This window comes from Litorimonas sp. WD9-15, from assembly GCF_050271975.1.
GTDB lineage: Bacteria > Pseudomonadota > Alphaproteobacteria > Caulobacterales > Maricaulaceae > Litorimonas.
The window spans coordinates 1,693,298-1,707,804 of the sequence record NZ_CP189850.1; the positions used below are offsets into that span (position 1 = coordinate 1,693,298).

General features: G+C 52.4%; 15 protein-coding genes. 9 read left to right on the plus strand and 6 right to left on the minus strand.

The features are described 5' to 3' along the window. Window positions 1-38 precede the first annotated feature (38 nt). From ACP9M6_RS07885 to ACP9M6_RS07915, 7 genes are all read left to right on the plus strand, one after another. Window positions 39-398 (plus strand): GIY-YIG nuclease family protein, encoded by a 360-nt coding sequence (locus ACP9M6_RS07885; RefSeq protein ID WP_427450016.1) that lies wholly within the window; start codon window positions 39-41, stop codon window positions 396-398. 12 nt (window positions 399-410) lie between these two features. Then, complete coding sequence (gatB, locus tag ACP9M6_RS07890) at window positions 411-1,904, plus strand: Asp-tRNA(Asn)/Glu-tRNA(Gln) amidotransferase subunit GatB (RefSeq protein ID WP_427450017.1); 1,494 nt, start codon at window positions 411-413, stop codon at window positions 1,902-1,904. Between the two features lie 54 nt (window positions 1,905-1,958). After that, entirely contained in the window at window positions 1,959-2,963 is a 1,005-nt protein-coding gene (locus ACP9M6_RS07895) for a hypothetical protein (RefSeq protein WP_427450018.1), read from the plus strand. Between the two features lie 52 nt (window positions 2,964-3,015). Further along, on the plus strand, window positions 3,016-3,204 hold the full coding sequence (locus tag ACP9M6_RS07900) for a hypothetical protein (RefSeq protein WP_427450019.1): 189 nt from the start codon (window positions 3,016-3,018) through the stop codon (window positions 3,202-3,204). Window positions 3,205-3,231: 27 nt separating this feature from the next. Then, entirely contained in the window at window positions 3,232-4,008 is a 777-nt protein-coding gene (locus ACP9M6_RS07905; protein WP_427450021.1) for a class I SAM-dependent methyltransferase, read from the plus strand. 115 nt (window positions 4,009-4,123) lie between these two features. Then, on the plus strand, window positions 4,124-4,813 hold the full coding sequence (locus ACP9M6_RS07910; protein ID WP_427450023.1) for a nitroreductase: 690 nt from the start codon (window positions 4,124-4,126) through the stop codon (window positions 4,811-4,813). Window positions 4,814-5,130: 317 nt separating this feature from the next. Further along, window positions 5,131-5,421, plus strand: a complete 291-nt coding sequence (locus tag ACP9M6_RS07915; RefSeq protein WP_427450025.1) for a hypothetical protein — start codon at window positions 5,131-5,133, stop codon at window positions 5,419-5,421. On the opposite strand, the gene ACP9M6_RS07920 is transcribed toward ACP9M6_RS07915, so the two are convergent. Together ACP9M6_RS07920 and ACP9M6_RS07925 are read right to left on the minus strand one after the other, a co-directional pair. Beyond that, entirely contained in the window at window positions 5,418-6,050 is a 633-nt protein-coding gene (locus tag ACP9M6_RS07920; RefSeq protein ID WP_427450027.1) for a MarC family protein, read from the minus strand. The genes ACP9M6_RS07915 and ACP9M6_RS07920 overlap by 4 nt on opposite strands. 46 nt (window positions 6,051-6,096) lie before the next feature. Next, window positions 6,097-6,972 carry a polysaccharide biosynthesis/export family protein gene (locus tag ACP9M6_RS07925; protein WP_427450028.1) on the minus strand — a complete coding sequence of 292 codons (876 nt, stop codon included), beginning with the start codon at window positions 6,970-6,972 and terminating at the stop codon, window positions 6,097-6,099. Window positions 6,973-7,091: 119 nt separating this feature from the next. Here ACP9M6_RS07925 and ACP9M6_RS07930 point away from each other — a divergent pair, with 119 nt between their 5' ends. Then, complete coding sequence (locus ACP9M6_RS07930; RefSeq protein WP_427450029.1) at window positions 7,092-9,068, plus strand: Wzz/FepE/Etk N-terminal domain-containing protein; 1,977 nt, start codon at window positions 7,092-7,094, stop codon at window positions 9,066-9,068. Window positions 9,069-9,077: 9 nt separating this feature from the next. Beyond that, the gene (locus tag ACP9M6_RS07935) at window positions 9,078-10,412 is read left to right on the plus strand and encodes an O-antigen ligase family protein (RefSeq protein WP_427450031.1); all 1,335 of its coding nucleotides are present in this window, start codon (window positions 9,078-9,080) and stop codon (window positions 10,410-10,412) included. Here the strand turns inward: ACP9M6_RS07935 and ACP9M6_RS07940 are convergent. From ACP9M6_RS07940 to ACP9M6_RS07955, 4 genes are read right to left on the minus strand one after another with little or no spacing between them, the layout of a single operon-like run. Next, entirely contained in the window at window positions 10,409-11,332 is a 924-nt protein-coding gene (locus ACP9M6_RS07940; RefSeq protein WP_427450033.1) for a glycosyltransferase family 2 protein, read from the minus strand. The two genes, ACP9M6_RS07935 and ACP9M6_RS07940, sit on opposite strands and share 4 nt — an antisense overlap. Then, a complete protein-coding gene (locus ACP9M6_RS07945) occupies window positions 11,329-12,087 on the minus strand; it encodes a polysaccharide deacetylase family protein (RefSeq protein WP_427450035.1) in 759 nt (252 codons plus the stop codon). Before ACP9M6_RS07945 ends, ACP9M6_RS07940 begins: the two co-directional genes overlap by 4 nt. Further along, window positions 12,084-13,013: a glycosyltransferase family 2 protein gene (locus tag ACP9M6_RS07950; RefSeq protein ID WP_427450037.1), complete on the minus strand. Its 930-nt coding sequence runs from the start codon at window positions 13,011-13,013 to the stop codon at window positions 12,084-12,086. The genes ACP9M6_RS07945 and ACP9M6_RS07950 overlap by 4 nt, the downstream gene beginning before the upstream one ends. Beyond that, window positions 13,010-14,479 carry a lipopolysaccharide biosynthesis protein gene (locus ACP9M6_RS07955; protein WP_427450038.1) on the minus strand — a complete coding sequence of 490 codons (1,470 nt, stop codon included), beginning with the start codon at window positions 14,477-14,479 and terminating at the stop codon, window positions 13,010-13,012. The genes ACP9M6_RS07950 and ACP9M6_RS07955 overlap by 4 nt, the downstream gene beginning before the upstream one ends. Between the last annotated feature and the right edge of the window lie 28 nt (window positions 14,480-14,507).

The following is a 14,507-nucleotide window of genomic DNA, read 5'->3' on the forward strand; positions in this document are numbered from 1 at the left end:
ACCCCAGCGAAAGCTGGGGTCCAGAGCAGGAAGATGTGATGTTCGACAAGGTTTTCTATGTCTATATCGTCACAAATAAACGCAACGGGACGCTTTATATCGGTTCCACGGATGACCTCGGTCAACGGATGGAGCAACATATCGCTGAAGTTTTTGAAGGCTTCTCGAAGAAATATAAACTCAAGTCTCTCGTCTGGTTCGAGGAATTTGAAACGCGAGAAGAGGCTTTATTACGCGAAAAGCGGATGAAGGCCTGGGACCGAGATTGGAAACTGGAACTGGTGGAGAAATTCAACCCGTTCTGGATTGATATAAACAAATCTCCCGTCTGGCCTTTGCCTGACGAAGATTTGTTTCCAGAGCTGTATGAGACGGTCATGTCTCATCGGCTTAGGTGAAGGAGTAAAAGAATGTTCATAGCCCCCCGCATTGCGGATAAAAAAGATTGGATCACTACGGATACGGGTGATTGGGAGATCATCATTGGTCTTGAGGTCCATGCGCAGGTTGCGAGTGAGTCCAAGCTCTTCTCCGGCTCGGCGACGGATTATGGGTCTGCGCCAAATACGCAGGTCAGCCTCGTCGATGCGGGTATGCCGGGTATGCTCCCTGTCGTGAATGAGTTCTGCATTGAGCAGGCTGTGAAAACGGGTTTTGGCCTCAATGCCAAGATTAACCTGTTCTCCCGCTTTGACCGTAAGAATTATTTTTATGTTGATCTGCCGCAGGGTTATCAGATTTCGCAATTTGAATTCCCCGTTGTCGGTGAAGGCGAGATTGAAATCCTGCCCATCGACGCGGATGGCAATGTCGGTGAGCCCGTCAATGTCGGGATTGAACGGCTACATCTGGAACAGGATGCGGGCAAATCCGTCCATGATCTCTCGCCGGATGAGACTTATGTCGACCTCAACCGCTGCGGCGTGGCGTTGATGGAAATCGTGTCCAAGCCGGATATGCGATCCCCCGAAGAGGCGTCCGCCTATGTCGAGAAGCTTCGCGGGATTGTCCGCGCGCTCGGCACGTGTGACGGTGATATGGAGAAGGGCAATCTTCGCGCTGATGTGAATGTGTCGGTGCGCCGTCCGGGTGGTGAGCTCGGCACGCGGTGCGAGATCAAGAACGTCAACTCCATGCGCTTCATCCGTCAGGCCATCAATTATGAAGCCCGCCGTCATATTGACATTCTGGAAGCCGGCGGTGAAATCGATCAGGAAACGCGTTTGTTTGACTCGGTCAAAGGTGAAACGCGGACCATGCGCTCTAAAGAAGACGCGCATGATTACCGCTATTTCCCCGACCCTGACCTGTTACCGATCAAGTTGGAGCAGTCTTTCGTTGACCGCATCAAATCCGAACTCCCCGAAATGCCGGATGTCCGTAAGGCTCGCTTCATGGCGGATTACGGTCTGCCGGAATATGATGCGCGGATCTTGACGTCGGATAAGGTGAAGGCCGATTTCTACGAGACCGTTGCCAAAGGTCGTGACCCAAAAATCGCGTCCAACTGGACAATGGTTGAACTCTTCGGCGCTCTGAATAAAGCGGGCGTGGAGTTGGAGGACAGCCCTGTCTCTGCGGATGCGCTGGGTGGCCTGATCGACCGCATTCTGGACGACACGATCTCCGGTAAAATCGCCAAAGGCGTGTTCGAGAAAATGTTCGCAGGCGAGGGCACGGCAGATGGAATCATCGAACGGGACGGCCTGAAACAAGTCACGGATATGGGCGCGATTGAAGCCATGGTGGACAAGGCTATCGCGGATAATGCGGCCCAAGCCGAGAAAGCCAAAGAGAATCCGAAACTTCTCGGCTTCTTCGTGGGGCAAGTGATGAAGGCCTCGCAAGGCAAAGCGAACCCGCAGGCCGTGAATGAAATTCTACGGAAGAAACTGGGGCTTTAGAGCTACATTGGGTTTCGGATTAACTTTTTCATTTTATTCTGCTATTCATAAGTCATGAAATTCGTCCTTACTGCACTCGGTGCTGTCTCATTTGCGCTTCTCACGCCGCAAATGGCGGAAGCCTGCAGGGTTTCAAAGCAACTGACCCAGTTAGATATTGCATTCTCAGATGTGATATTTGAAGGTAAACTTACTGACGTAAATCAGGTTTCCGCAGAAAACGCTGCGCACGGGCGGGACTATTTTCAATTTACGTTTGATGTAATTGATGTTGTCAGAGGCAAATTAGACCAAGATAAAATTGTTGTCGGCTGGATGCTTGGGGGTCATCGTCATTCAACTGAATTGAGTCTCGAATATTTGAAAAAATACATTGGCGAGACAACCCGGGTGGCTATCTCTACACCGGAACTGGCAGGCAATTTTTGTGGAATAGACCCTAGAAACTATAACTTTTATGATGAAAACGAAGGTCAGCGTGTCAACGTTGAGCGAATGGAACTCGTTTGCGATTATACAGTGGACTCTCTTGAGCCCGCATTTAAAAATAAAATCCCTTTCGTCCTATCAAATGACTATATTTGCGGGAATTCATACCTTTTCCCCGTGCAGATGTACGAGAATATGCGGAATTATGAAGAAAATAATGAGGCTTACAAGGAGGCGCTAGAAAAAGCTCGAAAAGAAATGCGAACGACTAAAGAAGGGCGTGAGGCCTATATCACGCTAAGACAGCAACATATGGAAATGGTGCCTGAAGGTCCATTGATGTGGAAGGTTCCCTACACGAACGCCACTAATTCAGCCGTCGATCTTTTACGTCATCACAAAATCCTTTTTACGGCTGCGCTAAAAGACGATCTAGCTTTGCAAAACTCAGCTGTGGATTTGGGCATTTCTATTACTCGCTATCAAAACGGACCTCGCACAGCATCATTCGATAGAGATGAGATATCGCTCAAGAAGTTTCGAGAAGATTTGAGGCGTGAGATGATGAGATTGTTGGATTATATGGAAAAAGACTCAAATTTTCGAAATAGACTTTTGATGGAAGATTGAGAGTGGCAGAGGTAATAGAATTAGATTCTACAAGACAAATTGGGCCTTTCAAATGAATCGCCAACTCCGGCTCTACATTGTTTATGGGTCGCCACTGGCATTGTTTTTCATTGTGCTGGTTGCGATGAATATGGGTGTGGGCTTTAACCTTGTTCTATCCTTCGTAATCGCGGCAGTCATGGCATTGATCGAATTCTTCATTTTGAAATTCGTCTTCACCCGCGTTTTTCCGCCGCATTAAATGTTCTCCTCCGCCACCAGACGCCGCTTGAAATATACGTTGGCAGCGGATGTCATTGACTTGGTTGTCAAGCTCACGCCGTTTCTGGACGGGGATGACGGGCCACCCGAGGCGATCAATTTTGCGGGGCATAAGAGTTTTAACGAGGTTGGCGATCTGACGGTAAAGCTGATGCAGGACCATGCGGGCCTGCGCGAAGGCGACCGCGTGCTGGATATTGGCTGCGCGATTGCGCGGAACGCGCTGGCGCTGCAAAGGGCCTTTGGGTCAGATGTGTCCTATGACGGGTTTGATATCGTGCCTTACGGGATTTCTTGGTCGAAAAAGCGGTTTCGCGATCTGCCGGGGCGGTATGATTTCCACCATGCTGACGTTTGGAACAGTTTTTATAATCCGAGAGGAAAAGCCCGCGCCGAAGACTTTGACTTTCCCTTCGCGGATGACCTCTTCGATATCTCCGTCTCAACCTCGGTCTATACCCACATGCGGAAGAAGGCGGTTGCGCAATATCTGGCCGAGACCGCGCGTGTGACACGCTCGGGCGGGCGGGCCTATTTCACCGTGTTTGGTCGGGATGGTGTGGGAGAGGGGTCGACCTATTCTTTCCAACACGCGGGTGACGGTGATTGGGTCGAGGACCCATCTGAGCCCGAAATGGCCGTGGCGCATGATCTGGATTGGCTGCGCGCGCATCTGGAAGATCTCGGTGCGACGCAGATTGATATTCATCCCGGATATTGGCGTGGCAGTGATGGGATCGATTTTCAGGATATCGTCGTCGCGACATTTGGCGAGGCGGAATAGCGCCGGCCGCTATTCATATTCGCCCACGTATCGCTCAACCCTGTACCTAGTCCTGACCGTTCAGATATGCTCGATAGGGTCTAATGGAATTTTATAGAGATCTGGGAAACGCGACATGGGCTTGAATACATCAAAATCGGAAACTGTCTCGGACGCGTTAAAAACGCGGATCACCGTTCGGCAGTTCGTGGACAAACCGGTGGCAGGGGACCTGTTGAAAGACATCTTGACCAAAGCCCAACGCAGCCCGTCCGGCGGCAATTTGCAGCCTTGGAATGTCCACGTGATGACGGGCGATGTGCTGACCAATTTCAAAAAAGACGCCGTCGAGATCACGCTGGCGGGCAAGACCGAAGAACCGACACACCCCGCCTATCCCCAACCGCTTTGGGAGCCCATGCGGTCTTGGCGCTATAAACTGGGTGAAGATATGTACGCGCTGCTCGGCATTCCGCGCGAGAATAAGATGGGGCGTCTCGTCTGGTTCGCGCAGAATGCGAAGTTCTTCGAAGCCCCCGTCGGGATCATCGTCACGGGCGATAAACGCCTTGGGGCGCCGCAGCACATGGATATCGGGATTTACATTCAGTCGCTGATGCTCCTCGCCCGCGAGGCGGGGCTGCACACCGCCCCGCAGGGCTGGTGGCGCAATTGGACGTCTGTGTGTCACAAATATCTCGACATTCCGGAGGAGCAGGAAGTCATGGTCGGGATGGCAATGGGTTATGGTGACCCCGAGGCCAACGTCAATAATCTCTATGCGGATCGTGCGGATATGGAGGAGCTGGTCAAGTTTTATGACTGATTTCGCGAATTTTTTTGAAAAATAATTTCGGGCCCCGATATGTTACTTCCATATGAATCGGGGCTTTCTTAATTTCGCTAGACTTGAAGTATCTGTATTTTAATAAAATAATATCTAAGTTTATCTTGAAAAGTAATGAGTATTGACCGTTTTTAACTTGCGTAAAGCAAGTTTAACCATGTTTTCGTTTAACCTTATATTTATCTTGCCCTGTCCAATCTTCAATCACGCCAAAGAGAGACGGGCCCACCCGTTCAAACCAGGCGCCCCGGGATAGGCCCGGAAGGATTGGTGACTAAAAATGGGAGGAGAAGGCCATGGCCTTTACAAATTTAGAAGTTCGCGAAGCGGAAGCTGCAGCTACAGAAATCGCCGGTGCAGAGGATATGTTCCGCCTCGGTTTGATTTATTCAACAGATGTCGAGGATCGCGGTCCAGATTTCATTGAGGCGCATAAATGGTTCAGTCTTGCCGCCATGATGGGCAGCATTCCGGCCAAAGCGTATCGCGAAGAGCTGAAATACGAGATGAGCGCAACAGACCTGACAATGGCCCAACGCGCCGCACGCGGATGGTTGAGCGAAAATCGCGAGCTTATCGCAGCTTAATTCGCGAATAAGGCGACCAAGTCCAGACTGATTAAACCATTGATGATTGCATCAATGGCGACAGTCGCGAGGACCAGGCCCATAATACGACTGATGACACTGGCCCCCGTATCGCCAATGACTTTTTGGATGCGGGTCGCGAGCAGTAAGAGTAAAAATGTCAGCGCAAGTATGCTGACGAGGATAAGAGCTGTAACGGTCTGTTCCGAAACTGACGTGCGATGATTATCCGTCAGGATGACGACGGCCAAAATGGCACCGGGCGATGCGATGGACGGCATGGCCAGCGGGAAAACAGCGCCTGACAGGTCATCCCGTTCAGCCATCTCTATCTCCGTCGCAGGCTTTGATTGGCCGAAAATCATGTCGAGAGCGAAGAGAAACAGAACAATTCCGCCTGCGACTTGGAATGACCCGAGGCGTAGCCCCAATGTCTCCAAGATAATTTGGCCGATGACAAGGAATGCGAGCAGGACACAGGCTGCGATAAGAACGGCGCGCAGCGCAAATTTGACCCGCAATTCGGGCTTAACGCCTTTGGCGGCATAAAGATAAACCGGAATCGTTCCGATAGGATCGATGACCACGAAAAGCGTAATAAATTCGCGGTATAGGTCCTGCCAGATCATGACATTCAGGTGCTGTTTTATATACCTTAAGTCAATTTATATCAGCTTACGGCGAAACGACCGTCGTCCCGCCACCATTTGCGCCAAATTGATAGGACAGGTTGAAGTCCACGGGCAGGGCACGGCGGAAGCCGTCCATGAAGGTCCCGATTTCACCCAATGTGTTTTGCGGCACATAGATGATATCGCCGCGACGCAGTTGTAGATTGTCGTTATATTCGCGGATATTGTTCAATCCGCCGCGAATATCGACGGTCCGCATCATCATGCCGCCATTGGGCGCACGACGTAGAACCGCGATTTGACGCGACCGCGCCGTCGGACGTAATCCGCCGGCCATAAGAATGCCTTCCAGCGCACCGATGCGGCTGGGGATCGTATAAGTTCCGGGTTGTCCGACCTGCCCGCCGACATAAATCTGTTCCGGCGCATAGGCGCGTGGCGTTACCGCCAATGTGGGGTCTCGCAATTGTTTGCCAAGTTCCGCCATAAGGGCCTGCTGCACAAATCCAAAAGTTCGACCTGCGACCATAATCGGCTTGGCCATCGGCATAACGATACGGCCATCCGGTCCGACGGTCAGCGTGCGGGAGAGTTCCGGCGCGGAACTGACGACGATGTCGAGCTGATCCCCGGGAACAAGCGTATATTCCGACTCCCATTCCACCCATTGCTGGAACATGCCGGGGGGCGGCGGTGTTTGGTAGGAAATGTGTTTCTGCCCGCGCATCCGGTGCGCCAAATTCTTATATTTTTTCGGTTGCGCATGCGGATTTGGCGCATATCGCGGGTGAACCTGCTGCGTTTGACCATATCGCGACTGCGCAAAAGCCGAATCACTTGCACCAAATGACAAGCCGACGAGGAGCGAGAGGGCCGCTGTCGAGGCGGCAAAACCTGCGATCTTGCGTGTTTTTCTCATTTTCAATGGCCTTTTGTGCGGTAATTCCGTTTTTTCCAATAGTTAAGAAGAATGGATAAGGAATTCTTAAAATTTAGGAGGACATGGTTAACGCGAGTGATTCACGGAAGGATTCGCGCATGGCCAAATGGGGTCGGAAAAATCGTAAGGGGTTCGAGCCCGTTAGCGCGCAGGAGCAGCTGCGCCCGCTGGAACCTCGAATGGGGGATCTCACCGTTGGGGACTACGCCAATGGCATGCCGAACATCCGTCTCGGCGAAATGTTCAAATCCTTTTTCAAACAGATGTGGTGGGTCATCCCGCTCTTCGTACTGGGCGCGTTAGGCGCGTGGTACTACTCGCTGGATTTCAAACGCAGCTATTCCGGCGACGGACGCATCCTCGTCCAATTCAGTGATGATTACGCCTATAATCCCGTCGGTCAGTCCGGACAGAATACGGGGCTGAGTCAGACAATTGATACGATCACCCTGACCGAGGCTGCCATTATGAAGAACGGCGAAATCATAGATCAGGTTATTGGTGAAATGACGGCCGCGCGGCTGGCCCCCGATGCCTATAATAAAGTGACAGGTGCACCGAACGAAACAGAGCGCAAAATTGCTTGGATGGAATTGCGCAATGAAGTGGGGAATGCCTATCTCGTCATGCCACGCGCGAAATCCTCAATCATTGATGTGTCATTTGAACATGAAAATCCTGATGTCGCGGTTGAGACAACTAATGCCTTTATCGATGCTTACATGTCCTTCCGCCGTCAGGTTTTCGTTGAAGGGTCGGATGAGGTTATTTCTGAGCGTCGTCAGGCGACTGAAGATCAACTATCTTCCAATGAGCGGGCAATCGCACGTTTCTTAAAGAGAAATGATATTTCGGATTTCACGTCAGAGCAGGACGGTCTGCGCGAACGCACCGAAGACTTGAAAGCTTCACTTAACGGTACACGCGCTTCAATCGCCGAAACCGAAGCGGCGCTCGCAAGAGTGGAAGACCAACTGCGTCAGACCCCCGAAACAATTGATTTATACAGGGATGATCGTGCGGCCCAACGTGTGGCGCAGGCCGAGTTGGAGCTGGGCCAATTGCTCGCAAAATATTTGCCGACATCTGATCCCGTCCGGCAAAAGCAGACGGAGTTGAATGAACTACGGGCCTTGCAAAGCACGTATAATGGCAAAGCCAGTGGCGGACGCCGCGTCGGACCCAACCCGACCCATCAGGAACTGACCGAGCGTCGCAATACTCTGGCCTCAACAGCAGATAGCCTACGGGAGCGGGAGTTTACGCTCCAGCGTCAGTTAAATTCAGCGGACGCTAAAATTCGTCGTTTGACATCTCTCAATCCTGAATATCAAAATCTTCTGCGCGAGCGGGAAACGCTGAACACGCGCCTAAATTCCTATAATGCAAAAGAGCAGGAAGCTCTGGTCGATGCGGAGCAATCTGCGGTTGATGCGGAGAATGTCAAAGTCATTTCCTACGCCAAGTATCCGAATAAGGGTCGCAATATGCAATTGCTGGTTTTCGCCATTGCGTCCTTTGCCTGGGGTTTGGTTCTGTTCTTCATCGCGATGATCCGAGTCTTCCTTGATCCACGTCTTTACAGCACGCCGCAACAGGTGCGCAGTCCCGATGTCCGGGAAAATGTCGCGGATATTTCACCTGTCGAAACACCTGCCTATGATCCAATACCGGAGCCTGTCTCACCCTATGATCCCGGCCAACCATTATCTCCCAATCCTTATGAAATGCCTGCTGCGACCGCTTATGCAGAGGCCGGCTACGCGCCGTCCGGATATGATCAGGGTATGACTCCACAACAGGGGCAGTATTATGCTTACGGGGCGCAATCTTACGCCGCTCCGCAGGCAGACGCTTATGCGCCCACAGCGGGCTATGACCAATATGGGCGTCCACAGAGAGCCCCGTTCGAGCCAGGCTATGCGGACCCGCAACCCACGGATTTCCAAGGCAGTGCCGCGCTTGACCTTAGTCATAACCCCTACGCGACAGGACAGGCACAGGCGGGGGCATTTGAAACCGCCACCGGATATGTCGATGAATCTGGTCGTCCGGTCCCACCGCCCCCGCAATAGACACGGATAATGCCCGCCGCGCCCATCTATTCCCATGCCGCCCTGCGACAGCGTAATTACGCGCTGTTCGGGGCTTTGCGCGGCTTGGAAAATGTCATCTTCTTTGTGATGATCTTCATGTTTTCGACGGCACTGGTGGCCCTGTTTTTGACGGATTTTAATAATCCTGAATATGAGAGCCCGCTGGCCCGCGCAATTTGGTATCCAATCTACGTCTTGGTCTTGGGTCTGGCCTTACGGTGCTTGCCGCAACTCATTCGACTTGCCGCATTTAATCCGCTTCTACTGATTTGTATCGTAATTTGCTGTCTCAGTTACTTTTGGTCAATCAATCCGGCGGTCTCCATGCGGCGGTCTATTGCGCTTCTTATCACGACGCTCTTTGGATTGGTCCTCGCTGCGCGATATGATTGGAGCGGCCTCGTGCAGCGTCTGGCCGCGTGTTTCTGGGCCATGGCGATTGTCTCTATCCTGATTGCGCTGGTACTGCCCGAATATGGGATCATGCAGGAAATTCACCACGGTGCGTGGCGTGGGGCATGGATTGAGAAAAATTATATGGGCGGGGTCATGGCCAAGGGCGTCATTGTCATGCTCTGTGCCTTTGCGATGCGTCCGGACAGGGCGGCGCTCTGGCTGACGGGGGCTGCCATGTGTTTTCTGCTCGTCATTATGTCGACGTCGAAAACCTCTCTGCTGGTCGCGCTAATTGGAATTGGCGGGTTTATCGCGCTGCGCGTTTATCGTCGCTACACATTTCTACGTTTTCCCCTCATTCTAGCAATCTTGGTCGTGATTGGTGGGATTGTGAGCATGTTGGTCATTGCGCCCGAATTCACATTAGGCCTGATTGGAAAAGAGCCGACCTTGACAGGGCGAACGGATATTTGGGGTGGGTTGATCGCCTCGATTGAACAAAAACCTTTGCTGGGTTATGGGTATGGAGTCTACTGGCTCGATCCGCTGGGCTCGTCTTACTATGTTCGATTAGGCCTCGAATGGGGCGTACCCTCCGCACATAACGGATGGATTGAGACGTGGCTGTCTACCGGAGTCGTGGGCGTTGGAGCTTTTGCACTCTTATTTATATTTACAATCATTCTTGCGATTGATCGCTTGCGTAAGGGTGGGACGGAAACCTATTGGGTCATTCTTTCGACCGTCATGTTTTTTGCCTTCTCCATGTCGGAATCGACAATCCTTCAGCAAAATGATCTTTCTTGGGTGATGTTCGTTGCGACCTCGGCCAAACTCTTTGCGTTTGAAAAACCGTTCTGGCGGGATCGCGTGCGCGTACCGTATTTCCTGACGCGCCGGACAGATTATCAAAAGCTGCCCGTTTAAATCCCGTAGAATTTGGGTGAGACGCGCTCCGTCCAGATGACCTTGCCGAACGCTTGGGCCAGACGTCCCCAATAGCGGACGGCGTCCGGTTTTCTGCGCAGCTTAGATAAAGCCAGAAGCGTGCCGTAAATGACGATTTGCGCAAGACCAACAAACATCCATTTCAGGATGCCCGGTATCCCGCGCCAGCCTAAATCAGCAGATTCCTGCGTCGGGGCTTGACCAAATGCAAAATTCCGCCGCCAGACATAGCTGAGATTGGCGCGATGGGCCGGAACGTGCTCATAGGTCTTGGCCGCATTTGTCCACGCGATGCGCACGCCCTGATGTTCCAATTGTCGGAATAGATGATCGTCCTCTCCGCCTGTCTTGTTCAGTTCGGGATTGAATGGCGGACAAGGCAGAGTGAGGTTTTCCCGGTCAATTAGGCAATTGCCTGACCCGATCCCGCGGTCAATTAATCCATCTTCCTGAGAGAATTTGCGGCTGAATAGCGGTTGCATATATTCATAAACGGGATTTCCCGCCTCTGGCATGACGGCTTTTACGGGACCAAAGACGAGGGCCGCATCAAAACGGTTGGCCGCATCAATCATTGACTGCGCCCATGGGGCGAGCGCTTCCATATCGTCATCAAGGAACAGGATATAGCGCCCTGTCGCGATTTCGAGTGCACCATTACGGGCATTTGAAACACCGGGTTCGGGGACGTGTGTATAGATGACGGGGACCTCGTAAGTGTCTGTCAGTTCCGCCGCTGTCTCCTTCGCACTACCTGCCGGGTCATTATCCGCAATGACGATTTCGATATCTAAGCCGTCGACCCGTTCGTCTCTGACACTGGCGATGGCGCGGCGCAGGGCGTCGGGGCGTTTATAGGTCGGAATAACAATAGATAGAGTTGTGTTGGATAGGGTCACGTGACTGAGCCCTCCGATTTTACTGTGCGATACGCGTCTCTCACCGTCATGACACGCGCGCCGGATTGTTTGACGGCGGCGACGATGTCTTGAAACGTGTCTATTTTACATCCGAACGGACTGGGGTTTTCGCGAACGTCATGTGTGAAAAGGTTCAACCAGATTTGTGATTGCTGCAGGTTCGCAATTTCGCGTAGCGCGGTATCTTCTGTCTGTCCGGAATAGATCGGTATGGCAGGTAGAAAATTGGCATCCATCCTTGAATTTTGAGGCGGAAGCACACCTCGCAAAGTTGAAAACTTATGCCGCAATTCTTTTTTTATGACATTTGTGACATCGCCAAAGGGGAAGGCAAAGTTTTCACTGGGCGGCAGGCCTAGGTCTTTTAAGGCTCGCTGATTGCGTTCAACATCAGCCATATATTTGGTTGCGTCCAGACCTTTTGCGTTGATATGCGAATAGGTGTGATCGCCGATTTCATGGCCACGTTTATGCAGATCGACGATGTCATCCCGGCTAATATGCGGACCGAGATGATTGACCGTGTCGCAGAGCCCCACTGCGACATAGATAGTGGCTTTCCAGTCCTCCGCCTCAAGCATAGGCAGAGCCGTATCAATCGCGGAACAGGGGCAGTCATCAAAGCTAAAGCTGACAATCGGGCCTTCTGTAGGCACAGGAAGAATGGACCGCTGTTGGAAATGTGACAGTTGCCGTCGGACTCTGTGTAGAAATGTATCGGAGAGCGTGTTCATCGCAGGGCCTCTGCATAGTGAGAGGCCCGCCAGAGTTTCAGCGCATTGAGGCGGATTTTCATCGGAATCGCGGCAGCTTTGACCAACGCTTTGAGAGCGGGGCGCATCAGTTTTTGTCCCGGCACACGACCAAGTTTGGACGATATCCGGTAGAGCGCCAATTGCGGCGCAAGGTCCGGATGGAGGGTCACAAATCGCTTATAATTCTGACCGGATGTCGCAAAACGGCGCAGCAATGTCTCCGTTGTTTCAAGTCCCAGATGGATGGCCGGATTGTCTATATGGATGAGCGTGAACCGTTTCGACACGCGTGCGGCCCATTCACTGTCTTCCCATCCCCAACCGGAAAAGCCGTCATCAAAGGGCTCCGTTTCTAAAACTTGTTTCGAGACGCAGAGATTGGAGGAGGCCACAAATTGTGCACCTGCTGCTTGTCTTTCTGCTAAACTCAAACAGTCCGAAACATCCGAGAGGGCGCGGTGGAGATCCCGGTCCTTATCGGCTTTTTGCGCTTCAACATGGAAGCCACCAAAGATGATATCGGCCTGTCCTTGCGAGATGAGATCCAGATAGTTGCGCAGAAAGTCGGTCTGTGCAGGTCGCATATCCGCGTCCAGAAAGAGTACCCAATCGCTGCGGGCGGCCAGTTGTAAGGCATTTCGGGCAGCGGACCGTCCTTGGTTCTCGGTCGCACTGAAAAGCCGGATGGCGAGGGGGCTCTTTGCGATAAGGCTTTCAATTTTTGCTGTGAGGGGCTGGTCCCGCGTCCCGTCATCATGGATGAGAATTTCGACAGAGTCCTGATCGAGCTGATGCTCCAGCTCTGAAATCAAATCAGACGCATCATCGCGGAAGAACGGGATGAGCACGGAGAGGCGGGGGCTGGATTTTCTCCATATTGCGCTTTCAAAGGTTTGACCGGTCATTCCGCAACCTCCACCAAGCTCGAGCGATCAAATCTACGGCGTAATAGATGTACGACCTGCCGACACTCCGCGGCATTCAGGACCCAGCAAGCGGCAAGGTAAACGACAGCGCCCACACTGGCTTTTATCAACAAGGTTATGACCCCTGGCTCTAACCCTTTGAGCGGAAGCAGGAGAACAGCTCCGCTCATCAGACCACAACACAGGGCTAGTTCTACCGCGGCTCGCATGGGTAAGGGTAGAGGATAATCCTGACGTGCTAAGACTGTCGCGATAATTAATGCGATGCCGTAACACAGGATGGTCGCCCAAACAGCGCCCATTAACCCAAATTTGGGAATGAGTACGAGGTTTAGTCCGATATTCAAGATCACGGGTAGCACCAGCGCCCAGACATATTTCTGCGTCTGCCCGGACAGCATGAAGGCGCGGTGGACATAGTAGGTCATCACCCCGTTAATCAGCCCGGCAAAAGCAATCCACGGCATAACCGTGACAGCGCCTTCGCGCACACCTTCGCCGAGGATAAATCCTGCATCCTGCGAGACGAGGGCGATCCCCGTGGCGGCTGGAAAGGCGATCCACATAAGGGTCGCGCCATAATTTTTTAGGATGTCGCGACTGCGGTCCGTGCCTTCCTGTTCCATCGCCGTGACGGCGACGGGTGTGACCGCCATGGAAACCCAAACAAAGAGGATCTCGAGACTGCGGTTGGAGAGGTTATAGCCGGCATTATACTCCCCCGCAGAGGCCTCGCCCATGAGGGCCGCGATGAGATAGACATCTGCGGAATTAAGCGCATAGGAGAGCAGCAACCCGATACAGAGGGGCATGCCGTAAGCGAGATAAGTCTTCGTCTTTGCATTATCATAAGTCCCGCCCTTCATGCGACGCCGCATGAATAAAAGGTCCAGCCCACCGACAATCAGAAGCCCGATGATGATACCGACAAAAGGGCTGGCCTCCCGCAAGGGCGAGAACAGAATAAACAGAATACCCAGTGTAAAACTGACAAGTGTCTGCGTTGAATAGGTCAGTGAATAGCGTTTAATCCGGTGCGCGGCACGATGTGCTTCCATGCCGAGATTAAACAGAACTTGGAGGCAGGTAGAGCCGAGCGCAAAAATCAGAACAAAGCTGAGACGGTCGGGCAGAGGTAATATCCAGAGCAGCCCCATAATCAAGGTAAGGCCAATCAAACCGGTTCCGGCCGCTAAACGGTAGAGTGTGGTGAGGTGAGAGGCGACATTATCTTCGCGCTCCGCCCGGGCCTGAAACCGCGCCATCGCCGCTTCCATCCATGTGAATAGGCCCATATGCACGAATTGCATCGTGATCATGGCAATCGCGTAGATCCCGAATTCTTCGGGCGCGAGCAGGCGCGTCAATATGATGATTGTCCCGAACGACGTCAGAACATTCGCCAGATTGACCGGCAGATAGGCGAGCATAGAGCGACCCATCATGGCTCAAGCCTCCCACATATGACGGTGT

What these genes read in the sequence shown, in the direction of transcription:
- ACP9M6_RS07885 (WP_427450016.1), top strand. Translation starts at nt 39, where the DNA reads ATGTTCGACAAGGTTTTCTATGTCTATATCGTCACAAATAAACGCAAC.
- gatB (WP_427450017.1), top strand. Translation starts at nt 411, where the DNA reads ATGTTCATAGCCCCCCGCATTGCGGATAAAAAAGATTGGATCACTACG.
- ACP9M6_RS07895 (WP_427450018.1), top strand. Translation starts at nt 1,959, where the DNA reads ATGAAATTCGTCCTTACTGCACTCGGTGCTGTCTCATTTGCGCTTCTC.
- ACP9M6_RS07900 (WP_427450019.1), top strand. Translation starts at nt 3,016, where the DNA reads ATGAATCGCCAACTCCGGCTCTACATTGTTTATGGGTCGCCACTGGCA.
- ACP9M6_RS07910 (WP_427450023.1), top strand. Translation starts at nt 4,124, where the DNA reads ATGGGCTTGAATACATCAAAATCGGAAACTGTCTCGGACGCGTTAAAA.
- ACP9M6_RS07915 (WP_427450025.1), top strand. Translation starts at nt 5,131, where the DNA reads ATGGCCTTTACAAATTTAGAAGTTCGCGAAGCGGAAGCTGCAGCTACA.
- ACP9M6_RS07920 (WP_427450027.1), bottom strand. Translation starts at nt 6,050, where the DNA reads ATGATCTGGCAGGACCTATACCGCGAATTTATTACGCTTTTCGTGGTC.
- ACP9M6_RS07925 (WP_427450028.1), bottom strand. Translation starts at nt 6,972, where the DNA reads ATGAGAAAAACACGCAAGATCGCAGGTTTTGCCGCCTCGACAGCGGCC.
- ACP9M6_RS07930 (WP_427450029.1), top strand. Translation starts at nt 7,092, where the DNA reads ATGGCCAAATGGGGTCGGAAAAATCGTAAGGGGTTCGAGCCCGTTAGC.
- ACP9M6_RS07935 (WP_427450031.1), top strand. Translation starts at nt 9,078, where the DNA reads ATGCCCGCCGCGCCCATCTATTCCCATGCCGCCCTGCGACAGCGTAAT.
- ACP9M6_RS07945 (WP_427450035.1), bottom strand. Translation starts at nt 12,087, where the DNA reads ATGAACACGCTCTCCGATACATTTCTACACAGAGTCCGACGGCAACTG.
- ACP9M6_RS07950 (WP_427450037.1), bottom strand. Translation starts at nt 13,013, where the DNA reads ATGACCGGTCAAACCTTTGAAAGCGCAATATGGAGAAAATCCAGCCCC.
- ACP9M6_RS07955 (WP_427450038.1), bottom strand. Translation starts at nt 14,479, where the DNA reads ATGATGGGTCGCTCTATGCTCGCCTATCTGCCGGTCAATCTGGCGAAT.